The following is a 22,991-nucleotide window of genomic DNA, read 5'->3' as shown; positions in this document are numbered from 1 at the left end:
GGGGATCTGTGTATAGATGGAGGAGAAAAAGGTGAAGAAAATAGCAATTGTAACAGGGGCAACTCGTCTGAATGGAATTGGTGCAGCTGTATGCAAGGTGCTTGCTCAAAAGGGGATAGACATTTTTTTCACGTACTGGCCAAAGTATGATAAAGCGATGCCATGGGGAATGAGTGATCAAGAACCCTTTTTGCTGAAAAAGGAAATTGAAAGTTACGATGTTCGATGTGAAATGGCAGAAATCAATTTATCGCAGTCTTATTCGCCAAATCGTTTGTTTTATATGGTATCAGAACGGTTAGGTGATCCATCTATTCTAGTTAATAATGCAGTATATTCTACTCATACGAGAATTGAGGAATTAGATGTAGAGCAGTTGGATAAACATTATACAGTTAATATTCGGGCTACTATGCTATTAAGTTCATTGTTTATAAAACATTATTCACTTAAAACGGGCGGGAGTATTATTAATCTTACTTCAGGACAGTCAGTAGGTCCAATGCCAGATGAACTAGCATATGCAGCAACGAAAGGGGCAATTGAAGCATTTACAAAGTCAGTAGCACCAGTAGCGATGGAGAAGGGGATTACTGTTAATGCCGTTGATCCAGGACCAACAAATACAGGGTGGATTACAGAGGAATTAAAACATTATTTAGTATGGAAATTCCCGCAAGGTAGAGTTGGAGAAACAATGGATGCTGCGCGCTTAATTTCTTTTTTAGTAAGTGAAGAAGCGAAATGGGTTACTGGGCAAGTTATTCACTCGAATGGTGGTTATTCATAAAAATATTATGTTAACAAATGTTGAGAAACAAAAAACGAAAGGAAATTTTATTTTTTTGTATAAATAAAATGTCAAGAAAGATAAAAATTTGATAGAAGAGTATATCGTCATATAAAGATAGTAATTCTTAATGTGACAATATACTCTTTTTCTTTTACTTACGAGCAGAAAAATGAAGTAGAAGAAACTCGAATATTAAAATGAGTTTATCAGTTTTTGTCCGTATTATTATGAAGATTACTGTCGGAAAGATGGTAATTCGTATGAAAAGGGATTTTTTAAGGGGAAATCGAATCGTAAAGGGGAGGATAAATAAAGTAAACATAGGGGGATTTATATGAAAATGAAAAAGGTCGCTATCGCATCGATAACAATTGGTACAATGCTTACTATGGCAGCTTGTAGTCCATCAGTAGATAAAGAGGCAGAAAAGAAAGAGCAAGTAACAGCGCAAAATGAAGGAGAAGCAAAAACGACAAGTGCAGATGAAGCGTCCAAAACAACGAAAGATACTGAAAAAGAAACAAATACTTCTTCAAATGAAAAAACAGATAAAGATGCAAAAAATACGAAAGAATCATCAGGAACAGAAAGTAACGGCAAAACGTCAACTCAAAATGAGAATGTGAAAACAAAAGAAAAAGAAACGACAGGAAAAACGAATGACCAAACGACTAGCGGGAAAACAGCAGATCAAAGCACAAGTACAAGCTCAAACACAAACAATAACGAAAAGACAACGAAAGATCCGAAGAAAAGTGTTGCTGTGAAAACGAACGTTAAAGAAGTTGTGGCATTAATTGATAGCTTGGACAAGCAGTTAGCTGCTAATCCAAAATTGGAAACAGTGAATAAGCTTGGCAAACAAATTAATGAAAAGTGGGACGTGATTGAAAAAGAGCTAGAAGCATCACATCCGACGGATTCTAAAACAATCGGTCAAAGTATGTATCCGTTAATTGTAGGAGCGGAGAAAGAAAAAATCGATATTAATAAAATGAAATCATTAACGACGAAAACGAAAAAAGATTTAAATCAGTTATTGACGAAACTTTCATAGTTTCAAAAGCCTACTCGTGTGAGTAGGCCTTTTTTAGGTTGTTGTAATGTGCACAGTATAACTTATTTATTATCATTTTCAATTACGATGCGAAAGGAACTGAATGCTTGTTGACTGATATAATCTTCTTCGCTAACTTTAAAAGGAAATGGAAAAGCAACGAGTTGAAAATTACTTTCCTGATCCACTGAAGGCAATGTGAAATTAAAGATTTGTCTTGTTTCAGGTGCAACCTTAGTATAAACGACTTTTCTATTGTTAAATATTTCAACTTGTTTCCAATCTTTAAAAGCTACGATTGCGTAAGTCATTTCATCATTCGTTTCATTACCGTTTGATAGGGTTAATTGCTTGCCTTCCTTTTCAAAGAAGACAGTTTGTAAGTTCTCTTCACGGTTCGTAACAAATAATGGTTCGTAAAGACCATCTTTTAAAATAGCATCTGGATCTATAAGGGAGAGTTTTATTTTTTCGTTTTCTTTCTGAAAAGGATGCATTGAATATCGCATACTTAGAATAACTTCTAAAATTGCTGCTTTATTTAAGTTATTATCTTTTAATTTGTATTCAGGTTTTTTAATTATTAAAAAGGTTAATTCATTTCCATTAGGAGAGGTGTGTAAAGAGATTTTCGTAGTAATTGAACTGTTTGGTTTCATATCAAAAAAATAGTGTGATATTTCATTAGTAGTATCTTCTATTCTAAAAGGTTTTTGTTCGTAATCTTCTAGAACAATTAATCCATATTTTCGGTTTTCATTAATAGTATGTACGAATGATAATGTTACATTAATTTTATTATCCTCACTAGTAATTGTACTGCCATTGTTGATATGTTGGCCTTGATTATCCTTCAATCCGTAAGAAATAGTATTGGTTTGTTGCTCTCGTTTATTTTCTATGGAAAGAGGATGAGGTTGTATGATTGAAGTATTGAACAAAATATAAATTGTAAGTAATGAAATAAGTAAAACACCGCTAATAATATATATTTGTTTCATAAATAGCACCTCAATATATGTAAAGTATTAGAGAAAAAAGATATGCAAGATGCATATCTTTTTTCTCTTTCTTACCAGAAGGCTTTTGTTTCGTGATTTACATCATTATAACCACTTAATTTATAGGTATGATTACCGATAGCGTAATCATCTCCATAATAAACGCTTGTGTTGGTCGCTGTAGCATTTACAAAGGATGATTTTTTTGCACTATTACTTTTCGTATTTACTAATGAGCCATCGCCATTGAAAGTTCTTGCTTTTGCATAAACATAGTCTTCGGTCGTAGTTGATTTCGATTTCGCAACTGCATATGGGTTACCAAAAAAGGGAGTATATACGCTAATGTTAGAGTCATTCTTAGGTGCAGCTGCAACAGTCAAACTAGGAACAATAGATGTTTTTGTTGATTGAATTGTATCAAAGTCAACTAAAACGGGCTGCTTGTCTACAGTGTCGACCTCTGAAGCACTTGCGTTATTAGTAAAACCAAAACCTAAAACCGCTAACCCTAAAGTTGTCACCGATAAAGATTTTTTCATATTCACTAATTTTCCCACCTTTTTAAATTTTTGAGTTCGAACTCAATTCGTACAATATATGAAAAATTCGAAATTCTCAATGGTTTATCCCATATTTAACTTTTCTTTTACTTTCAATTCAACATATCTTCATTTGCAAAAAAGCGAATATATCTTCTAATGCTTAGCCAGCAAGGAATATAGGTTTAACCTTATGAAATTTGTGTAAATTTTAATCTATTCATGTCATTATGTCTGTTATTTTTAAATTCATATGGGAAACTTATTTAAAAAAGGATGGTGACAAAAATGACAATTGATCGAATTTGTACAATTGGACCCGCAAGTAATAATAAAGAAACGTTAGCACAGTTAATAAAGAATGGTATGAAAATTGTTCGACTAAATTTATCGCATGGCACGCATGAAAGTCATAAAGACATCATTCGTTTAGTGAAATCATTAGATGACTCTATTAAATTTTTGGGTGATGTACAAGGTCCTAAAATAAGATTAGGTGAAGTGAAGGGAGAGCAAATTACACTTCAGGCAGGAGATTCTTTTATTTTACATACACAACCAGTTACAGGGAGTAATACAGAAGCAAGCGTTGATTATGAAGGAATTGCGAATGATGTGAAAGTAGACAGTAGAATTTTGATTAATGATGGAGAAGTTGAATTAATTGTTGAAAAGATAAGTACGGACAAAATAGAAACGAAGGTAAAAACAGGTGGCAATATCTCATCTCATAAAGGAGTTAATTTACCAGATGCGGCTGTTCGTTTACCAGCTATTACAGAGAAAGATAAAAAAGATATTCAGTTTCTTTTAGAAGAGAATGTTGATTTTATCGCGTGTTCTTTCGTAAGAAAACCTAGTCATATAAAAGAAATACGGGATTTTATACAACAGTATAAAGAAACGTCACCTAATGTAATTGCAAAAATAGAAACGATGGAAGCAATCGAGAATTTTCAAGATATATGTAAAGAAGCAGATGGAATTATGATTGCAAGGGGCGATTTAGGAGTAGAGTTACCGTATCAATGCATTCCGCTTTTACAGAAAATGATGATTCAGGAATGTAATCGAACGAATACATATGTCATTACAGCAACACAAATGCTTCAATCTATGGTAGATCATTCTATTCCAACAAGAGCAGAGGTGACTGATGTGTTTCAAGCTGTACTGGACGGGACGAATGCAGTTATGCTTTCAGCTGAAAGTGCATCAGGAGAACATCCAATCGAAAGTGTGAGAACATTACGTCTCGTTTCAGAATTTGCGGAGCATGTTAAAAAAGATGGACCTTTTGCGATGAAAGATGTACTGCAATTACTGCGTGAGTCTCTGGATGAGTAATAAATAAAAAGAGGGCGGATATGCATCCCCCCTCGTGTTTACTCTTGTTCTTGTTCATCTAAAATCTTTTCAAACGCAGCAGATACTTTATCAAACTCTTCATCATTTTCAATGTATGAAAACTCATTATCTTCTTCTACTTTTAAAAAGAAAATATCAATGTCTTCCTCAGTTTCTGTTTGGATATCTTCAACAAAGGCAACTGCAATATATTCTGCGCCTTCGACATCCATCGCTCCAAGTACTTCTACTTCTTGCTCTTCGTTATTCTCATCACTAAGAGTAAACACTTCGCCAACTTCAATATCAGACATATTCATTCTCCTCCTGTTCGACTCTAAAAATAGAGCGCTCAAACTGTATACATACTAATATATCTTTCCATGAAAAATCAAATTCATACATAAGAAAAACGACTGATAGTTCTTTAGTATAAGTATCCAGCTATTAGGAGCATTATTTGTGTGTGCTATATTACTTAATCCATTCAACAATTGTATCCATAGTCTGTCTTGTTTTATCACGCTTTGGCTCTTCTTTACGGTAACCAAAGGCAACCATAACTGATGCTTCAAAGTTATCGCCTTGTATAATGCCTTCTTGACGAAGTAAAGAATCTACTTCCTCTTTATCAAATCCTTCTATTGGACAAGAATCAATACCGATTTGAGCTGCGCTCGTCATCATATTACCTAAAGCAATATAAGTTTGTTTAGATGCCCAATCAAATACAGCACGATCGGATTGTAATAAGTTAAAATCTGTTTCCTGGAACTTTTTGAAGAATTCATATCTAATTTTTTGAGTGTCTTCAGGCAATCCAATAATATCGTTCATCATATATTTAATATACTCTGCATCATAGTGCATATCTTTAATGTTTCTTGAAAGAACAATGACGAAGTGGCTTGCTGTTGCAAGTTGCCCACCAGCGCCCCATGAATACGGTTGTAGTTTTTCTCTTAATTCTTTATTTTGTACGACAATAAATTTCCAAGGCTCATATCCAAAAGAAGAAGGAGATAATCTGCCTGTTTCTAAAATGAATTTAAAATCCTCTTCTGAAATTTTGTGTATAGGATCGAACTCTTTACATGCATGTCTGAAATGAAAAGCCTCCATAATTTTCTCTTTTGTAATTTCTTTTGTATTTGTCATAAAAGTTCCTCTTTTCGTTAATTTATTTTGTAAGTAAATTATATTTTTAAAGTAACATAGACACAAGTACGCACATTTTTGTGTTATAGTATCAAAAAAGATACTATTGGTAAGGGAAAGGAGTTATGATGGATTGTTCGAATGAAAATAATATAAATTACCCATTTTTAAATAAATATTCTTGTCCAGTTGAAGCTATGGTTGAGGTTATTGGTGGAAAATGGAAAGGGGTTATTTTGTATCATTTATTAGATGGTACAAAGCGGTTTAATGAATTAAAAAGATTAAAACCTAATATCACACAAAGAATGTTAACACTGCAGCTGAGAGAACTTGAAGCAGACGGCATCATCCATCGTGAAGTATACCGTGAAGTTCCACCTAAAGTAGAATATTCGTTAACTGAGCTTGGTGAATCACTACGTCCAATGATTCTATTAATGATGGAATGGGCGACTCATAATATGGAGAAAGTTTTGGAAAGTAGGAATACGAAAAATAATAGTTAAGAGTTGTAGAAATAAAAGGTGTTTTCCATACGTAAAGACACCTTTTATCCCGCATTAACGGGCAGTAAGATCCCCACCTCAAAATTCAGTGGAAGCAAAGAAGTTAGGTGGGGGATGAACAAAACCCCCACTGATTAAAGTTTCACTTTATTTCTATGTTTTTTACTTTTTAACTTCAACTGCTGAAATTGCAAAGTCATTCAAGTTTACAGTTTTACCATACCAATCAGAGTGTTTGAAGACGATACCTTTACCATATCCTTCAGTTGAAGTACGATCCCATAGCGTTGTCGAATAGCTAGCAGTAGGGGATGCTGTACTTACAGAAGAAATTCTATTTTGCCAATTAGGAGGCAAATTTTTAAAACCGCTACTAAGAGAAAAATACTCGCCACCTTTATTTGCATGTTCATAGAAATCTGTACTATTAGGTCCGCTCCCTCCAACACCAAGGGGATTGATTGTATTATTCAACCTTTGTTTGTCTTTTTCAATAAAAGAATCTAAACTTTCTTTGTTCGAAAATCCATAAGATAACCAGTCTCCATTTTGATTTTGTTTCGGTAGAACTACAGTTATTTTTACGTCTTCCTTAGATGGAGCACCCAATTTGTTAAACGAATCTACAGTCTTTTCATCTACAGTTACATATTCAAAAGAGCTAATCGAATAATCCTTTTCGGTACTAGCTGATACTGACCCCAGTCCTCCAGTTAACGACGAAACAGTTAATAATGCACCTGCTACCAACTTTTTCAGCATGGATTCATCTCCTTAAAACTTAGATTTTTTACATAACTAAAATGTATGTTAATTTGAATGTATTATAAATATTTAGAAATTTATAAAAAATAAACAGAATATTCTTTTATTAGTCTTGAGTAAGGAAAGTAATTAAAAATGAAAAAAAGGTTTACTTAAAAAGTAAATCCTTTTTGCCAACCTATCTCAAAACTCTATGGATTAAAGTTTCATTTTATCCATCTATGAATCATACACTTCTTTTGCATTCATAGAAACAGCATCTAATAAAAGAAAAATGGCTGCTATCATATGTAGAAGGATTTCTATATAAGGAAAGAAGGCAACTAGAGTAACGATAATACCTATATAATGAGCGTACGTATTCATGCCTGCTTTTTTAGCTAATAAAATAGTAGTGATATGTAAAGCAATCAATAGTAGTAAAGGTATCCCATCTAGGTTAACAAGACTTGGAAATATATAATAGCAAGGAAGTAATAAAAGATGATAGATCCCTGTAGGCCACTTTAGTGCTTGTATGTAAGTTTTCAAAGTAAATCCTCCTAAAATAATTAATATCTATATATTACCAAAAAAGATAGGTGATTGGATATTAAACACTTGTGGTTTTTAGTATAATATAATTATTTTATGTTAACTAATTGTTTCCTTATCTATAAAATAGAAAAACCACCCAAACGAGGGTGGTTCGTATTATAAATAACTACTTAAAGAAGAAAGGGGAACCTTCACCTCACTACCTTCCTTCATATTCCGCAGCATAACGGTTTCTGTACTAAGTTCTTCTTCACCAATAATAAGCACGTAAGGGATATTCTCTTTATTGGCATAATTAAGAGCACGTTTTAATTTGCGTCCTGCTAGTTCGAGTTCGACTTTTAAGGAAGTGGTAGAACGTAATTGCTGGGCAATTTGTAAGCATTGTAATTCTGTCCCGAGTGGGATGATAAATACATCCGCTGTAGATGATATCGTTTCTTTCTGTGAGAGTGCTGTATAAATAACGTCTAAACCGAATGAAATACCGACTGTTGGATAGCTAATATTATCGCCACGGAATGCCCCAATAATATTATCGTATCGACCGCCGCTACCGATGCTAGATGTAATCGATCCATCTTTTAAAAAGATTTCATATATGGTGCCTGTGTACATTGTAAGTCCTCGCGCTAAAAACGGATTGAATATAGCATTTTCATTTATTCCAAGAGCGATTAAATATTGCTGTAATTGTTGCAATTCGTTTACTCCATCGGCAACGATTGGAGTATTGAAAGCGTCTTTAAAGTCATCAATTGAAAGCTTTAGACAAGATAATACAGTATTACATATTGTATCAGCCATTTCTTTAGAAATTCCGCGCTCTAATACATCTTTTCGTACACCATCAATCCCAATCTTTTCGATTTTGTCTAATGATAAAATGACGTCACTTGTTAATTCAGTAGGGATGTTAATGGCCTGAAGAATACCATTTAACAGTTTTCGGTTATTATATTGGATCGTTATCTCTAAGTTTAATGTTCGGAACAGCTCAAACGCCATGCTCATAAGTTCAGCTTCTGCCATAACTGATTCTACACCAACTATATCAACGTCACATTGAATGAACTCACGAAATCTTCCTTGTTTAATTGGTCCATCTCGAAAGACTTTTCCAATTTCATACCGTTTAAAAGGAAGGCGGATGTTCGGATTCATTGCAACGACTTTTGCGAATGGAATTGTTAAATCATAGCGTAAGGCAAGGTCACGTTTTCCTTGATCCTGAAGTGTATATATTTCTTTTAATATTTCATCGCCACCACCGTACTTGTAAGACATAAGCTCATACATATTTAACATTGGTGTCTCTAACGGTTTGCATCCGTATCGTTCAAATGTATCTTCGCAAGTTCTTTTAATTTTATTTCGCAGCACTTGCTCCTCTGGTAAATAGTCTTTCGTTCCTTTTACATTTTTCATTTCCATTGTAATCACTCCTTTTTTTAATTAAAAAAAGCTATGCAGGTATAAAAATACCCACATAGCTTTATGAACGCTTCGTGGGTCAACAGGAAAAGCCCTGTACCCACGAAGAAAAATTTTTCTTCGGATACACGGCGTTACGTATGATGATGAAGTTGGAAAGAAGTATTAAAATTTCGCATTGCAAATCTCTCCTTAACGTAAGTTTTTCCAAATTATATCAGATGATTTTTGAATTATCAATATTTTTAGTTTTGAAATATACGTGAAGTTATGTAGGAGAAATGGAAAAGGGTGTATAATAAAACTTAATAATATGAAATAACCTTTTAAGGAGAACGTTATGAAAAAAGATAAAACAAATGCGATGCGAATATTAGATAAAGAAAAGATCGAATATTCGATGATGTCATATGATCCAGACGATGGGAAAATTGATGGCGTATCAGTAGCCGAGAAAATTGGACGAGAAGTGAGAGAAGTATATAAAACGTTAATCGCTCAAGGGAATAGTAAAAATTATCATGTGTTTATCATCCCAGTAGATGAGGAATTAAATTTAAAAGCTGCCGCAAAAGCAGTAAGTGAAAAGAAGATTGAAATGATTCCTGTAAAAGATATTACGAAAGTGTCAGGATACATTCGCGGTGGTTGTTCACCAGTCGGAATGAAGAAGTTATTTTCTACATGTATCGATGAAAGCGCCCAATCACTTGAAACGATGATCGTAAGTGGCGGGAAGATTGGTATACAAATTGAGCTGAAAGTGGATGACTTGGCGAAAGTGACGAGAGCGCAGTTTGGAGAGGTAACGAAGTAAATATACATATAAAAAGAAGTTCTAGTTTTATGGGACTTCTTTTTATTTTAGGAAGATTTTCATTAACGATTGCTGTAGGATAAACTAGTTTAGTATATATTTTTTTTACGATGTAAGTTATTTGGGAAGGTTATTTTTTTATCGGATTTATCTTTAAAAACGAACATTTTTAAAAACTTAACGAAAAATGTTCATGTTTTAATTGCGCGCACACTAATAGTTTGTTATATTATCCATATAATAATTTTGAATAACATCACTCGTATATACTCGGTAATATGGTCCGAGCGTTTCTACCTAGTTCCCAATGAAAGAACTGGACTACGGGTTAAAGTATTCGGCCGTTCTATGCTAATGAGCGCTACCGATCTATAATTTGGCATTTGTTTTATCTTTTGCTCAATTAACTTTGACTACCGTAGTTCTAGAAAGTAGAGATTCTTCTACAATTTCTAGAACTTTTTTGTTTGGACCAAAAGCATCGAGTATAGAAAACACAACAAGAGAAAGAGGAGAGATTATTTATGAAGAAGAATACGTTGAAAAAATGTGCTGCCCTAGTAACTACTGTTGCATTGTCATTCTCGATACTTGTGGGATGTAATGCGAGTCCGAAACAAGTTGAGGAAAAAAGCAATCAAAAACCTATCTTAATTCAAGGGCCAATGCCGATAGAAGCAGAAAAGTTTGCGAAAAGGCTAAAAAATGTGAAAGAAGAAAAGTCTGGAACTTTTGTATTTTATAAAGGAACTGTCGACAATTATCCTGTAATCGTTGCGAAAACAGGTAAAGGAATGGAGAATACAGCAGCTGCTACAGCGGTGGCTATTGAAAAATATAAACCTACAGCAATTATTAACCAAGGAACATCAGGTGGACATGATCCAAATTTAAATGTATTTGATATTGTATTAGGAAAACAAGTTGCAAATATAGGTTCATTAAAAACAACAAATATGGATGAGAATCAAGGAATTGAGCCGACAAAATGGATATCTATGGACTTAATGGCTTCTGAAGGAAGTGCAGGAGAAGATCCAAATGCTGAGAAAATCCGATACTACGAAGGAGATAAGGATTTACTTGCAGCAGCTAATGCGGTAAAAGATAAATATACAAAAGGTAAAGTGGTTGAAGGTACTATAGGCTCAGCAGACCTTTGGAATAATGAAGTAGATAGAATTAAGTGGTTCCATACAAAATACGGTACATCTGTAGAAGAAATGGAAGGAGCTGCTGCAGCTCAAATCGCGAAAGCTTATGATGTCCCATTTTTAGGGATTCGAGTATTATCTAATAATAAAACAAACGGCGGGAAATATAACCCAAATACAGCAGCCGCAAATCAAGAATATGTATATGAAGTAGTTAAAAAATATATAGATTCAATGCAAAGTAAATAGTAGTAGTTCTGCTCCAGCATAAACGTCAAGTAACTGTAAATGTTTTCGAGACGGATAAACTTGTCTTAGGAATGGTAGTTGAAAAAAAAGCTTGTTTCTTATAGAAAATATAAGAAACAAGCTTTTTTATTTAAAATAAATTGGGTAATTAAACTATAACATCAATATATACCGTTGAATATCATAATAATATAATGGGGGTGATGTTATATGGCACTTACTACAGGACCAATTGAAAACGTAGGAAATCAACCTGCTAATGCAAATAGAGTTAGGGTAAAGATCCTTAACCGTACTGCGGGCCCACTTACTGGAGTAGCTAGAGTTTTTAGACTTGACGGTTCATTAGTATTAATTGAACAGGTAAACTTCAATGTGAATTCTAATGCTTCTACTTTTGCAACTCTAAGTTTAGTTCATCCTGCTTTTGGACAAGCATTTGAATATGAAGTTCAAATTGTTCCTAATCAACCTGGTGGACTATATAGTGTTTATGGACTAACAGCTGACAGTGTTATCATTACTGCACAACGTGTTGTGAACTCAGAATTGACACAGTTTCTTTAATTAAAATAGATTGGTGCCTACATGGTATCCAATCTATTTTTGTACGTATTATTCAGAGAAAGAAAGGTTTTACACAAAAATAAAGACAGTTATAGAAAAGGGAAAAGTCGAGCTATCATCTTGATTTTTATTATTTCTGTCTTAGATTGTATCTGTTTTGTGGCATGGTTTTCTTTGAATGCTTTTTATTCAAACTGTTTTTTAAAGTATTTATCAAATATGCATTATTGCATAAATAAACTTAAATTTATAAGTTAATATTAAACTACTTTTTAATTGTAAAGAATATTTTAATAATCTTTATAAGAGAAGGATATTCCATGTAAAAAGTGAAATTGTTTGGAATGTGAATAAACAAAAAGTTTAGAAGTGATACAGACTGGATAGAGTCGTGTATTAAATAAACAGAAAAGGGGTATGGATTTCTAAAAGGTTTCGGGGGTTAGAAAGCACTTTTTAGTGAATAGCTTCAAATTATATTTTAAAGGGGAATGGGTATATGAAGTTTCGAAATACAAAGATTGCTATGATTACACTATCTTCATTTTTTATTTTAGGTTCTGCATCGCTATCATTCACAGATACTATACACGGTGAAGTAGCTCCTGCATCAGCACAAGAGATTATTGTAAAAAGTTATGACGATACATATTATAATAACGCAATAGGAAAAACGGGGTTAGAATTAAAGAAGGAACTGCATAATATTATTGATAATCATACAAAGTTATCATACAGTGCGGTTTGGGAAGCACTAAGAGATACTGATGAAGATCCAAATAATAAAAATAATGTGTTACTCTTATATACTGGTCGTTCGCAAGGGAAGCTTACGAATGGATCAGGAGTAAATAACTGGAACCGAGAGCATGTTTGGGCAAAATCTCACGGTGACTTTGGAACGACTGCAGGACCTGGAACAGATCTACATCATTTAAGAGCGACGGATGTATCTGTAAATAGTTCACGTGGAAATCTGGATTTTGATAACGGTGGTGTAAATCATTCTGAAGCGACAGAATGTAAATATGATAGTGATTCTTGGGAACCTCGTGATAGTGTAAAAGGAGATATTGCTAGAATGCTGTTTTATATGGCTGTTCGTTACGAGGGGGACAACGGCGAAATAGATTTAGAACTAAATGAAAAAGTGAATAACAATAAAGATGCATACATGGGGAAACTATCTGTTTTATTAAAATGGAATGAACAAGACCCGGTCGATGATTTAGAGCGAAAGCGTAATGAAGTGATTTTTACAAAATATCAACATAACCGCAATCCTTTTATTGATCATCCTGAATGGGTAAATAAAATTTGGAACTAAGATTTTTAAAGGTATTATATTTTGATAAAAGGGATTGATCATTATGATCAATCCCTTCTTATATGTTTACTAGAATAAATGATTTTTATAGGATTGAAGAGGAGAATAGGATAGATATTTTATCAAGTTAAGTATATATGGGTATTTTAGTACGGTCCCCACTCAATATTCACCCCAATAATAAGAAAAACAAGTCCAATGATAAACCAAATGAATGCAAGTGGAGCCATGAATCGAATCCATTTGCCGTAAGAAATGCCGCTTGCTGCGAGAACGCCCATTAAAACACCGGAAGTTGGATTTAAGCAGTTTACTACACCTTCCCCAAGCATAACAGCCTGTACTGTAACTTGGCGTGTAATGTGCATGAAATCAGCTAATGGAGCTAATATCGGAATGAAAATAACCGATTCTCCTGTCCCGGATGAAATGAGGAAATGTAATGCGGCACTACTCACATACATGCCGATAACACCAAATACAGGGCTTTGTCCTTCGAGAGCTTGTGCGAGTTGGTTAACGATTGTATCAAGTAATTTGCCTTGTTCTAAAATGACTGAAATACAGCGAGCCATTCCGACGATTAAAGCACCGTAGATAAGATTTTGGCAGCCAGTTAGAAAAGTGGATGCGATATCGTTTGCTTTCATGCCACCTATTATTCCTGCTGTAATTGCAATGAAAATAAAAGTAGCGGTCATTTCTGCGTCCGTCCAATGTAGACGAAAAGCGCCTATTAAAAATGCAATTAATGATAAAGCTGAAACGAGTAAAATTAATTTATGACGTATCGTCCAAGGAACTTCTTTTTTCTCTGTTTCTTTTTCGTTTGAAAGAGCGTTACTTGGAAACCAGTTGTCGCCGAGAATGCTTCCTTTATTTGATTTTTTCAAGCGTTTTACATACCAATTTATATAAAGGATAGTGGCAAGTAAAAAAGATATATAGATTGCGGTGCGTAAACCAATCCCGGAAAACATCGGAAGTTCTGCGATCTTTTGTGAAATGCCTAAAGGTGAGGGAGATAAAATAGTAGCATTAAAACCAGCATAAGTGCCTAAATAAATAATTGCTACACCGACGATAGCGTCCCATTTTAATGTGCGTGCAACGATGATGCCGATGGGGATAAAACCGATAACTGAGTTAACGATAATACCAGTCGTTCCAAGAATAGAAAAAAGCGAAGCAACTATACAAATGAAAAGTAATTGCTGATTACGAAATTTGTTAATAACATGATAGATTAAACCGTCAAGAGCACCTGTTTTTTCAAGAATTGCAATGGCTCCACCTGTAAATAAAATTAGAAAGATAATAGGAGCAGCAAGTGTCATTCCTTTTTCAATAGCGGTAAAAAAAGAAACAAATCCTACAGGTGATTGCGGAACAGAATGATAGCTACCTGGTATTGTCGTTGTAACGGTCCCGTTTGTAACCCTTTTAAATTCTCCAGCAGGAACGAAATAAGTAGCAATGGCGCAAAGTAAGGCAATAAAAAATAGTAGTACGTACGCATCAGGCATTTTAAACTTTGGTTTACTAGGTTGTTTTTTTGCCTCAGTTTGTATTTGCATAAAATCCCTCCTTCTTCACTTTGTTAATTTTTAATATTCTGAATTTAATCTGTGAAATAGATTATAATAAAGGTAGCTTCTTAAGGCAATAGTTTTTGTATCCTTTCCCGTACATACAAATTATTGCAATATTAGACAGGGAAACGATAATAAGCCAAGAATATGTTATGTAGAAAGAAAAAGGAAAAGAGGGAACAAGATGTGGAAAACTACAGATCTATGTGATGAATTTGAAAAGGAATTACAAATATGTCGCCAGTCTTTTCGGTCTTTTGGGAAGAAAGAACAATTCTACGGAAAAATTGCAACTGTAAAAGTGAAAGATGATAATGTACTAGTGAAGGAAGGATTGCAAACATTACCAGAAGGAACAGTATTAGTTGTTGATGGCGGAGCGTCTACGAATTGTGCTTTACTCGGTGATAATTTGGCAGCTATTGCGGAAGAAAGAAAGCTAGCAGGAATTATTGTGAATGGGTATGTTCGTGATTCTAGTGAACTAAAGAATATTAATATTGGTATTTTAGCGTTAGGAACGATGCCAAATAGAAGTGTGAAAGAAGGAAAAGGAGAACGAAATATTTCATTGCACTTTGGACAAGTAGAATGGAATCCAAATGAATATGTCTATGCGGATGAAGATGGCGTCATTATTAGTGAAAAGAGTTTACATAGTTAAGAGTTAATAAGTTATTATTCTTAGAAAATAAATCCGATAAAGCATGGACAAAATTCTTTGTCAATAGTAAAATAATACAGAAATTTAAAATTTACAGAATGTATAGGTTTATCGTTTTATGATAACTTAAATGGGAGTAAGTTGTGCCAAGAAAAGTGAATGTTATCACAATGATACGTTCATAAACAAAATTATTTTTCCTATACAAATATAGCCGCGAATGATGCGGGTAGGAGGTGTTGTACATTTTTGTTCGACACTTACAAAAAGAGAGTGTCAATCGCACGCCCTTGAAGGGCCTTTTTTTGTGTAAATGGTAGTAAGGGAGGAAATTTTGGGATGGCAATGTTGAAAAAATGGCTGCTTACGTCGTTAATGGCAGTGACACTTGTATTTGTTTCTTTTGCGAATACAGTACATATTACGTTTGCTGAAGGAAATACAGCAAAACTTGCAATTATTGGGGAATCACAAAAAGGCATTATGTTATGTCCGAAAGAAGAGCAAATTAAAGATGGGGAAACAGCTTTAAGTTTGCTGCAAAAGGTCATGGGGGACAAGGTAGAATCTGAAACGATGTCGTTTGGAACATATGTAAAAGGCATCGATGGTTTAATGGCCGGGGCTACAAGTGCTTGGCTGTATGATGTAAATGATAAGTCTGCAGAAGTCGGAGCAGATAGTTATAAATTAAAATCTGGAGACGTTGTTGTCTTTCGTTTTGTTTCAGACTGGAGCAATATAAGCCAGGAAACATTGAAAGAAACGTTAGATAAGTTCGGAACGTGTAAAACAGAAGAACCTAACGGTGGCAAAACAGAAGAACCAAAACCAGAAGGTCAAGACGGTAAAACACCAGATGGGAAAAATCAAGGTGACCAAGACGGTAAAACGCCAGATGGGAAAAACCAAGGTGATCAAGACGGTGAAAAACCAGATGGGAAAAACCAAGGTGATCAAGACGGTAAAACGCCAGATGAGAAAAACCAAGGTGATCAAGACGGTAAAACGCCAGATGGGAAAAAACCAGAACAACCACAGCAAGAGAACATTCAAGTTCCAAGTGCACAATTAAATGAAGCCATTTCTAAAACATCAGACAAGATGTTACAAGATGGAATTGAAAGTGATTGGGTAGCTGTAGCGCTTTCTCGTTCTGGAAAGAATGTGCCAATTGAGGCAAAATTAAATTATGTTAAGTCAGTAACTGAAAAAGTAGAAAAGCGCATTAATCGTTTTTTCAGCGACAGATTTAGCTAGAACAATTATTATGATGAATGCAATGAGTGCAGACCCTAAAAATGTAGGTGGACATAATTTAGTTCAAAAATTGTATGAGTCAGATAAAGTGAATTCTGTTACAGGTTATGCATTTGCTTTACTTGCATTTGATACGAAGAAGTATGAGATTCCAGTTGAATCAAAATGGAACAGAGTTGCTCTAGTGGAAGCACTGTTAAATAATCAGCATACAGACGGTGGATGGACTTATAATAGTTCAGGTAGTAAAGATAGTGCTAGTAGCGTTGATGTAACAGGTATGGTTTTATCAGCATTAGCTCCTTATCAAGAGCGATCAGATGTGAAACCAGCTATACAAAAAGCTGTTGCGTATTTATATAACGAACAGCTGCAAAATGGCGGTTTTTCAGCTGATGGACAAGAAAATTCAAATAGTACTGCGCAAGCAATTATTGGATTATCACTTGTTAAAGATGTAGATCAAAATCGTCTTCATAAGGCAATGCAAAACCTATTATCATATCAACTTTCAAATGGTGAATTTAAATGGTTACCAAGTGATCAAAATGGTAACGGAATGGCTACAGAACAGGCTCTTTTAGCATTACTTCAATTTAAGGAAATGGGAAAATCTATTTATGATTGGTCTAATGTAGACGCTGGTGATGTAATTAAGCCAAAACCGATTGAAGAGCCAGAAAAGGTCGTTGAACCAGAAAATAATGTAGTAGAAAAAGAAGTTACTGAAGAACCGAAAGAACAAAACCAAGTACAACAAGAAACAAAAGATGAAAATCTAAAAGTAGTTGTAGATAACGAACCGGTTAAGAATAAAAAAATCGGAAACGGTAACAGTCTACCAAAAACAGGAGCATCTTCTCATAGTGCAGCAACAGAAGTAGGTATGGGTGTATTATGTATTGCTTCTGCATATGTATTATGGAGACGTAAAGCAGCTTAACAAAAAATTAGGAGCAATTATTTGCTCCTAATTTTCGTATGAAAGGTGAGAGATAGGATGAGTAAGGTGAAATGGTTCATTTCTTTACTGCTTTCGCTTGGGCTACTTGCCGGATGTGAAGAGGCAGCTGTAAAGCCTGAGAAGAAGGTAGAACCGAAGCAAGAAGAGGTAGCGAAACAAGAAGAACAAAAAGATGAAGCGAAGCCGGAAGAAAAAACAGAAGAAAAGCAAGCTGAATCAGAGCAAAAGCAGCAAGAAGAGCAGAAAGAGAAACAAGAACAAAAAGTAGAAGAGAAGCCGAAAGAGGAAAAGCCGCAGGCACAACCAGAGGTAAAGAAAGAAGAGAAACAACAGGAACAACCGAAAGAACAGCCGGCTGTAAATAAGCAACCAGAGCAGCAACAAGCACAAGAAGAGAAACAACAACCGAAAGCACCAGAAGTAAAAGAAGAAGCAAAGGTTGTGAATCAGCCGAAAGAAACACCGAAGCAGGAGCAAAAGAAAAAGTCAGAAGAGAATAATAGTGTACCAGCTCCACCAACACCGGTACCACCACCAAACCCAGTGCCACCACCAGTACCACCACCAGTACCACCAGTACCTAAAGCAAAACAAGTAACAATCTCGGTAAAAGGAAATAACGGATATATAATGGGTGCGAAAAAGATGGATGTACAAGAAGGCGATACAGTGTATAAAGTATTGCAACGTACAGGATTAGATGTTGATGCAAGCGGATCTAGAGATAGTATTTATGTAAAAGGTATTAATGATTTATATGAAAAAGATATTGCGGATACTAGTGGATGGAAATATCGTGTGAACGGTGCTTTTCCAAACCATAGTGCTGGTGTAGCTACGGTAAAACCAGGAGATACAATTGAGTGGGTATACGTATTACAATAAGAAAGGCATTCGGTAAAGGGCTATGAAAATAAGTTTTTCTTCTTTACATCCTTTTGTGAATTTTTTCTATTATATCGGGGTGATGATACTATGTATGATGTGTCTTCATCCTCTTTTTTTAATTGGAGCAATACTATTAATTGTTATTTTAAATGTGATGCAAGGGAATAGCGAAAAGATAAGAAAGATGTTACCAAGCACAATTATTTTCTTTTTTATGGTCATTTTATTTAATTCGTTATTAACGCATAGAGGCCGAACGACATTATTTTGGTTAGGTGATAGCCGTATTAAGCTTGAGGCGATTATGTTTGGAATAGTAATGGGGTTATTACTAGTTGCAGTTATGTTTACGTTTGCGTCATACAATGATATTATTTCCAGTCATAAATTTTTATATTTGTTTTCAAGAATTTCACCGAAAGTTGCATTGTTAACGATGATTACAGTGAGATTTGTTCCTTTGTTTATAAGGCGATTAAAGAAAATCACACTCGTTCAAAAGACGAAAGGTGTGCAGGTAGATTCAGGTTCGATAATTGAACGCGTCAAAAATGGTATGCAATTGCTGCAAGTATTATTAATTTGTTCATTGGAAGATGCACTGCAAACGGCAGATTCTATGCAAGCTCGTGGATTTGGTGTAACGAAACGTACGACATATATTCGCTATAGAATGGAAAAACGAGATTGGTATACGCTCAGTTATTTAAGTATTCTATTTATAATTGCTATCATATGTAGTACGTATGGCGGAGGAAAGTTAATCATTTATCCGAAAGTCGAATCTATTTTATTTCAGCAATACGATGGGATGATGTTTATCGTATTTACGATGTTTATTAGTTTGCCAATTATAATGGAAGGAAGGGAATGGTTATGGTGGCGCATGCAGAAATAAACAATTTATCATTTGTATATGCTGATGAAAACGAAAAAGCGTTACAGCATATTTCTCTTTCTGTTCAAAAAGGAGAGTTTATTGCACTTGCCGGCGGATCAGGATCCGGGAAGACGACTTTATTAAAACATTTTAAAAAAGAATTACTTCCAATTGGTAAGCGTACTGGGGATACATATTATGATGGTACTTTATTAGAAAATGTACCTGATTTGTTATCTGCTCAAGAAATTGGTATGGTATTTCAAAATCCAGAAAATCAACTCGTAATGGATACAGTTATTCAAGAATTAGCATTTTCTTTAGAAAATATTGGGTTACCATCACATATTATTCAAAAACGAATAGCAGAGCTTATTAGCTTTTTAGGATTTCAAGATTTATTGCATCAATCTGTTCACATGTTATCTGGTGGGCAAAAGCAACTTGTTAATTTAGCTGCGGTATTAGTTATGCAGCCGAAATTGCTATTATTAGATGAACCGACAGCGCAGTTAGATCCAATTGCTGCAAAAGAGTTTTTAGGATTATTAAAACGGATTAATGAAGAACTTGGAATTACGATTATTTTAAGTGAACATCGTTTAGATGAAGTTATCCCGCTTGCAACACGCGTTGTTTGTATGGATAATGGCTGTATTATGTATGATGGTAGTCCTAAAACTGTTATTACGAATATGTGGGGAGTAGAAACATTCCGTCCATTTATTCCGCAAATTCCAAGGCTATTTTTAGAGTGGAATGTGAGAGATATTCCGTTTACGGTGCGAGAGGCGCAAATGAAAATGAATAATTTTTCGGCGATATCATATGTAAATGAGCTAATAGCACAAAGTGAAAAGCAAGAGGTAATTTTAAGCGCAGAGCATATTTCGTTCCAGTACGAAAAAAATAGTCCGCTTATTTTACGTGATTTATCAGTTTCGATTGAAAAAGGAAAATGGGTAGCGCTCGTTGGAAAGAATGGGACAGGGAAGTCTACACTGTTAACGCTTTTAGCTGGTTTGCAAAAAGTGAGAAGAGGGAAAGTAAAGTGGAATGGGAAAGTGATACATAAAATTGATTCGAAAGAACGATTTAAAAGTATTGGGTATGTATCGCAGCATCCATATTATCATTTTACATTTGATACAGTGTGGGATGAGGTGTATGAACGTGCACGTGAATTATACGGAGAACAAGGAAAAGAAATAGCAGAAGATACGCTAAAACAGTTTTGGTTGTACTCGCTTAAAGAACGCCATCCGCACGATTGTAGCGGAGGAGAGCAACAATTACTTGCGTTATGTACGACATTATTATCAAAGCCAACTTTATTATTACTGGATGAACCGACAAAGGGGCTAGATCCGTGGAAGAAAGAAAGAGTAGGAGAGCTATTTAGGAAGCTACAAAAAGAAGGTACAACAATTGTAATGGCAACGCATGATATTGAGTTTGCAGCGAAATACGTGGATCAATGTATGATGTTATTTGATGGGACAGTCATTATGAATGATGCACCGAAAGAATTTTTTAGTGGTAACTTCTTTTATACAACATCTATTAATCGATTCATTCGAAAAGAATTGCCATATGCATTAACGTGGGAGGATGTGTACGAAGCGTGTCCAAACGATATGTTGCATTCATAATATGTATTTTTGCAGTAATAATAGGCACATTACTCTTTACTACACTTATTATGGACGGTTATTACATGTTAAGTAGTTTGTTTTTATTAGTTGTTATTATGTTACCTTTCTATATCCGTTTTGAAAGGAAGGCGTTTGTTTCACGTGAAATTGTTCTCGTTGCTGTATTAGCGGCAATTGCAGCAGTAAGCCGGGTGCCATTTTCTATTTTACCAAGTGTACAACCAACTTCTTTTGTCATTATCGTTTCTGCAATTGTATTTGGAAGTGAAACTGGTTTTATGATTGGTGCTACAGCAGCAATCATATCCAATATTTTTTTAGGACAAGGTCCATGGACACCGTGGCAAATGTTTTCATGGGGCATGATTGGTTTTATAGCAGGTCTACTTCGTAATACATTTTTTATGAAAAAGCTATGGGGAAGACTTCTTTACGGAGTAATTGTTGGCTTTTTATTTGGCTGGATTATGAATTTCTGGGGCCTTCTCGGTTTTATACGAGAAGCAACGTGGGAAACTGTCATTTCGTATTATATCGCAAGTTTTTACTTTGATTTGAGCCATGCGATTTCGAATGTTATTTTCTTATTACTATTTAGTACTTCATGGATTACGATTCTTACAAGATTTAAAAAGAAATACGGTATATTAGATGAGCATAACGTGACATAGAAAAGCATACTCATATAAGGTAGGGTCGCGACTTACATATTCGTTTGCCTCTTTCATGCTTCTTACATATTGTAAGGAGCATTTTTTTGTCAAAAAATTGATTTAATATGCATCCGTTATTATATAAAATTATTTGTATAATGGTAGGTGAGAACTTTTTTCAAAAGTGAGGTGTATAGTTAATGAAGTTAGTTATTCCGAAGCAACATGGTGCATGGGCCATGCTTGTTATTCCTTTTTTATTAAGTGTCGTACTTGGGAAACCTACTATTTATCATATTCCATTGTTTTTAGCGTGGTTTTTTATCTATTTAGCCACGTATCCATTTCTTACGTACATAAAGCAAAGACGAAAAAAAGAGTTTTTACAAGCTGCCATTGTTTATTTCAGCATTGCGTTCCTATTTGGGATGATTTCTTTATTATATGAGTGGCGAATTCTTTTATTCTTAATAGTAATGATTCCATTATTTATAGTGAATATGTATTACGCCCGTCAAAAAAATGAAAGAGCACTATTAAATGATATTTGTGCAATCATTGTGTTTTGTATCGGTGGGTTAATTAGTTATTACTTTTCAATGAAGCAAATCGATCATACAGCTTTATTCATTGCACTTATTTCATTTTTATACTTTTTAGGTAGTACGTTCTATGTGAAAACGATGATTCGTGAAAAAAATAACCCGAAGTATCGTCTTATATCTTGGGGATATCATATCTTATTAACGATAATTGTATTTGCGATTAATCCGTGGTGTTCTCTTATTTTTATACCAAGTGTCATTCGAGCAATTGTGTTGTATGGCAAAAAAATTTCTATTATAAAAGTAGGAATTTTAGAAATTGCTAATTCTGTATATTTTTTAATCATAACGGCAATAATTATGAAGTATGCCATTTGAAAAAACTTCCCATCAATAGATGGGAAGTTTTTAATCTTTTTCTAAAATGTGAACGGTGTACTCGCAACGTTGAATAGCTTGTTCAACAGCATAAAGTGATTGTTCAATACGAGCGCGATTAAAATCTTTTTCAACTGTTTCGAGCGCTTCTTCTAAACAATTTTTAGCTTCTTGTAATGATTGAAAAGAATCTTGTACATATCCGCGAGCATTTTGATGCATTTCATAATCCTCCTTGCATGTTCGTATATGGGT

Annotated in this window: 23 protein-coding genes, 1 pseudogene and 1 riboswitch; of the genes and pseudogenes, 15 read left to right on the top strand and 9 right to left on the bottom strand. The window is 34.5% G+C overall.

Annotated features, from left to right (window positions below; all coding sequences use genetic code 11):
* The first annotated feature begins 31 nt into the window (after positions 1–31).
* Positions 32–790, top strand: coding sequence for an SDR family oxidoreductase (locus BCG9842_RS16285; RefSeq protein WP_002082465.1), 759 nt, complete (start codon positions 32–34; stop codon positions 788–790).
* A gap of 337 nt (positions 791–1,127) precedes the next feature.
* Entirely contained in the window at positions 1,128–1,850 is a 723-nt protein-coding gene (locus BCG9842_RS16280; RefSeq protein WP_000782564.1) for a hypothetical protein, read from the top strand.
* A 62-nt stretch (positions 1,851–1,912) separates the two neighbouring features.
* On the opposite strand, the gene BCG9842_RS16275 is transcribed toward BCG9842_RS16280, so the two are convergent.
* Both BCG9842_RS16275 and BCG9842_RS16270 read right to left on the bottom strand, forming a co-directional pair.
* Complete coding sequence (locus BCG9842_RS16275) at positions 1,913–2,851, bottom strand: hypothetical protein (protein ID WP_000810165.1); 939 nt, start codon at positions 2,849–2,851, stop codon at positions 1,913–1,915.
* A gap of 71 nt (positions 2,852–2,922) precedes the next feature.
* Positions 2,923–3,399 (bottom strand): hypothetical protein, encoded by a 477-nt coding sequence (locus BCG9842_RS16270; RefSeq protein ID WP_001056350.1) that lies wholly within the window; start codon positions 3,397–3,399, stop codon positions 2,923–2,925.
* Positions 3,400–3,681: 282 nt separating this feature from the next.
* Here BCG9842_RS16270 and BCG9842_RS16265 point away from each other — a divergent pair, with 282 nt between their 5' ends.
* Positions 3,682–4,740 carry a pyruvate kinase gene (locus tag BCG9842_RS16265; RefSeq protein WP_000151077.1) on the top strand — a complete coding sequence of 353 codons (1,059 nt, stop codon included), beginning with the start codon at positions 3,682–3,684 and terminating at the stop codon, positions 4,738–4,740.
* A gap of 38 nt (positions 4,741–4,778) precedes the next feature.
* Here BCG9842_RS16265 and BCG9842_RS16260 read toward each other — a convergent pair whose 3' ends face one another.
* Both BCG9842_RS16260 and BCG9842_RS16255 read right to left on the bottom strand, forming a co-directional pair.
* The gene (locus BCG9842_RS16260; RefSeq protein ID WP_002005464.1) at positions 4,779–5,060 is read right to left on the bottom strand and encodes a DUF1292 domain-containing protein; all 282 of its coding nucleotides are present in this window, start codon (positions 5,058–5,060) and stop codon (positions 4,779–4,781) included.
* Positions 5,061–5,214: 154 nt separating this feature from the next.
* A complete protein-coding gene (locus BCG9842_RS16255) occupies positions 5,215–5,898 on the bottom strand; it encodes an NAD(P)H-dependent oxidoreductase (RefSeq protein ID WP_000185604.1) in 684 nt (227 codons plus the stop codon).
* Positions 5,899–6,026: 128 nt separating this feature from the next.
* Between BCG9842_RS16255 and BCG9842_RS16250 the strand changes: the two genes are divergently transcribed.
* A complete protein-coding gene (locus tag BCG9842_RS16250; protein ID WP_000340656.1) occupies positions 6,027–6,407 on the top strand; it encodes a winged helix-turn-helix transcriptional regulator in 381 nt (126 codons plus the stop codon).
* A 162-nt stretch (positions 6,408–6,569) separates the two neighbouring features.
* Here BCG9842_RS16250 and BCG9842_RS16245 read toward each other — a convergent pair whose 3' ends face one another.
* The 3 genes from BCG9842_RS16245 to BCG9842_RS16235 form a co-directional block, all read right to left on the bottom strand.
* On the bottom strand, positions 6,570–7,169 hold the full coding sequence (locus tag BCG9842_RS16245; protein WP_000914419.1) for a hypothetical protein: 600 nt from the start codon (positions 7,167–7,169) through the stop codon (positions 6,570–6,572).
* Between the two features lie 222 nt (positions 7,170–7,391).
* A complete protein-coding gene (locus BCG9842_RS16240) occupies positions 7,392–7,703 on the bottom strand; it encodes a hypothetical protein (protein ID WP_000860703.1) in 312 nt (103 codons plus the stop codon).
* A gap of 162 nt (positions 7,704–7,865) precedes the next feature.
* Positions 7,866–9,143, bottom strand: coding sequence for a histidine--tRNA ligase (locus tag BCG9842_RS16235; protein ID WP_000425332.1), 1,278 nt, complete (start codon positions 9,141–9,143; stop codon positions 7,866–7,868).
* Positions 9,144–9,483: 340 nt separating this feature from the next.
* Between BCG9842_RS16235 and ybaK the strand changes: the two genes are divergently transcribed.
* The 4 genes from ybaK to BCG9842_RS16215 all read left to right on the top strand — a co-directional run bounded on the left by ybaK (position 9,484) and on the right by BCG9842_RS16215 (position 13,257).
* Positions 9,484–9,960 carry a Cys-tRNA(Pro) deacylase gene (gene ybaK, locus BCG9842_RS16230; RefSeq protein ID WP_000710860.1) on the top strand — a complete coding sequence of 159 codons (477 nt, stop codon included), beginning with the start codon at positions 9,484–9,486 and terminating at the stop codon, positions 9,958–9,960.
* Positions 9,961–10,200: 240 nt separating this feature from the next.
* Positions 10,201–10,304, top strand: a riboswitch (purine riboswitch).
* Between the two features lie 180 nt (positions 10,305–10,484).
* Complete coding sequence (locus BCG9842_RS16225) at positions 10,485–11,363, top strand: 5'-methylthioadenosine/S-adenosylhomocysteine nucleosidase (RefSeq protein WP_000742458.1); 879 nt, start codon at positions 10,485–10,487, stop codon at positions 11,361–11,363.
* A gap of 210 nt (positions 11,364–11,573) precedes the next feature.
* Positions 11,574–11,930, top strand: coding sequence for a hypothetical protein (locus BCG9842_RS16220; RefSeq protein ID WP_001229421.1), 357 nt, complete (start codon positions 11,574–11,576; stop codon positions 11,928–11,930).
* Between the two features lie 499 nt (positions 11,931–12,429).
* Positions 12,430–13,257, top strand: coding sequence for an endonuclease I family protein (locus tag BCG9842_RS16215; protein WP_000672181.1), 828 nt, complete (start codon positions 12,430–12,432; stop codon positions 13,255–13,257).
* A 146-nt stretch (positions 13,258–13,403) separates the two neighbouring features.
* Here the strand turns inward: BCG9842_RS16215 and BCG9842_RS16210 are convergent, their stop codons facing one another.
* A complete protein-coding gene (locus BCG9842_RS16210; RefSeq protein WP_001166969.1) occupies positions 13,404–14,834 on the bottom strand; it encodes a YfcC family protein in 1,431 nt (476 codons plus the stop codon).
* 199 nt (positions 14,835–15,033) lie between these two features.
* Between BCG9842_RS16210 and rraA the strand changes: the two genes are divergently transcribed.
* From rraA to BCG9842_RS16175, 7 genes and pseudogenes are all read left to right on the top strand, one after another.
* A complete protein-coding gene (rraA, locus tag BCG9842_RS16205; protein ID WP_000266049.1) occupies positions 15,034–15,513 on the top strand; it encodes a ribonuclease E activity regulator RraA in 480 nt (159 codons plus the stop codon).
* A gap of 339 nt (positions 15,514–15,852) precedes the next feature.
* Positions 15,853–17,716 (top strand): annotated as a pseudogene (locus BCG9842_RS16200) (DUF4430 domain-containing protein).
* A 57-nt stretch (positions 17,717–17,773) separates the two neighbouring features.
* Positions 17,774–18,622 carry a DUF4430 domain-containing protein gene (locus BCG9842_RS16195; RefSeq protein WP_000048890.1) on the top strand — a complete coding sequence of 283 codons (849 nt, stop codon included), beginning with the start codon at positions 17,774–17,776 and terminating at the stop codon, positions 18,620–18,622.
* Between the two features lie 22 nt (positions 18,623–18,644).
* Positions 18,645–19,523: an energy-coupling factor transporter transmembrane component T gene (locus BCG9842_RS16190; RefSeq protein ID WP_041488131.1), complete on the top strand. Its 879-nt coding sequence runs from the start codon at positions 18,645–18,647 to the stop codon at positions 19,521–19,523.
* Entirely contained in the window at positions 19,496–21,157 is a 1,662-nt protein-coding gene (locus tag BCG9842_RS16185) for an ABC transporter ATP-binding protein (protein WP_041488130.1), read from the top strand. The genes BCG9842_RS16190 and BCG9842_RS16185 overlap by 28 nt, the downstream gene beginning before the upstream one ends.
* Positions 21,130–21,831, top strand: a complete 702-nt coding sequence (locus tag BCG9842_RS16180; RefSeq protein ID WP_000044893.1) for an ECF transporter S component — start codon at positions 21,130–21,132, stop codon at positions 21,829–21,831. Before BCG9842_RS16185 ends, BCG9842_RS16180 begins: the two co-directional genes overlap by 28 nt.
* 182 nt (positions 21,832–22,013) lie before the next feature.
* The gene (locus tag BCG9842_RS16175) at positions 22,014–22,736 is read left to right on the top strand and encodes a YwiC-like family protein (RefSeq protein WP_000779995.1); all 723 of its coding nucleotides are present in this window, start codon (positions 22,014–22,016) and stop codon (positions 22,734–22,736) included.
* 30 nt (positions 22,737–22,766) lie between these two features.
* Here BCG9842_RS16175 and BCG9842_RS16170 read toward each other — a convergent pair whose 3' ends face one another.
* Positions 22,767–22,958, bottom strand: coding sequence for a hypothetical protein (locus BCG9842_RS16170; protein ID WP_000554032.1), 192 nt, complete (start codon positions 22,956–22,958; stop codon positions 22,767–22,769).
* Between the last annotated feature and the right edge of the window lie 33 nt (positions 22,959–22,991).

Source organism: Bacillus cereus G9842, from assembly GCF_000021305.1.
GTDB lineage: Bacteria > Bacillota > Bacilli > Bacillales > Bacillaceae_G > Bacillus_A > Bacillus_A thuringiensis_S.
Note: the sequence above shows the minus strand (reverse complement) of the source record. Positions and strands in the feature narration are given on the sequence as shown.

Coding starts and splice junctions, on each gene's coding strand:
- BCG9842_RS16280 (WP_000782564.1), top strand. CDS start 1,128: ATGAAAATGAAAAAGGTCGCTATCGCATCGATAACAATTGGTACAATG.
- BCG9842_RS16275 (WP_000810165.1), bottom strand. CDS start 2,851: ATGAAACAAATATATATTATTAGCGGTGTTTTACTTATTTCATTACTT.
- BCG9842_RS16265 (WP_000151077.1), top strand. CDS start 3,682: ATGACAATTGATCGAATTTGTACAATTGGACCCGCAAGTAATAATAAA.
- BCG9842_RS16260 (WP_002005464.1), bottom strand. CDS start 5,060: ATGAATATGTCTGATATTGAAGTTGGCGAAGTGTTTACTCTTAGTGAT.
- BCG9842_RS16255 (WP_000185604.1), bottom strand. CDS start 5,898: ATGACAAATACAAAAGAAATTACAAAAGAGAAAATTATGGAGGCTTTT.
- BCG9842_RS16250 (WP_000340656.1), top strand. CDS start 6,027: ATGGATTGTTCGAATGAAAATAATATAAATTACCCATTTTTAAATAAA.
- BCG9842_RS16245 (WP_000914419.1), bottom strand. CDS start 7,169: ATGCTGAAAAAGTTGGTAGCAGGTGCATTATTAACTGTTTCGTCGTTA.
- BCG9842_RS16235 (WP_000425332.1), bottom strand. CDS start 9,143: ATGGAAATGAAAAATGTAAAAGGAACGAAAGACTATTTACCAGAGGAG.
- ybaK (WP_000710860.1), top strand. CDS start 9,484: ATGAAAAAAGATAAAACAAATGCGATGCGAATATTAGATAAAGAAAAG.
- BCG9842_RS16225 (WP_000742458.1), top strand. CDS start 10,485: ATGAAGAAGAATACGTTGAAAAAATGTGCTGCCCTAGTAACTACTGTT.
- BCG9842_RS16220 (WP_001229421.1), top strand. CDS start 11,574: ATGGCACTTACTACAGGACCAATTGAAAACGTAGGAAATCAACCTGCT.
- BCG9842_RS16215 (WP_000672181.1), top strand. CDS start 12,430: ATGAAGTTTCGAAATACAAAGATTGCTATGATTACACTATCTTCATTT.
- BCG9842_RS16210 (WP_001166969.1), bottom strand. CDS start 14,834: ATGCAAATACAAACTGAGGCAAAAAAACAACCTAGTAAACCAAAGTTT.
- rraA (WP_000266049.1), top strand. CDS start 15,034: ATGTGGAAAACTACAGATCTATGTGATGAATTTGAAAAGGAATTACAA.
- BCG9842_RS16195 (WP_000048890.1), top strand. CDS start 17,774: ATGAGTAAGGTGAAATGGTTCATTTCTTTACTGCTTTCGCTTGGGCTA.
- BCG9842_RS16190 (WP_041488131.1), top strand. CDS start 18,645: ATGAAAATAAGTTTTTCTTCTTTACATCCTTTTGTGAATTTTTTCTAT.
- BCG9842_RS16185 (WP_041488130.1), top strand. CDS start 19,496: ATGGTTATGGTGGCGCATGCAGAAATAAACAATTTATCATTTGTATAT.
- BCG9842_RS16175 (WP_000779995.1), top strand. CDS start 22,014: ATGAAGTTAGTTATTCCGAAGCAACATGGTGCATGGGCCATGCTTGTT.
- BCG9842_RS16170 (WP_000554032.1), bottom strand. CDS start 22,958: ATGCATCAAAATGCTCGCGGATATGTACAAGATTCTTTTCAATCATTA.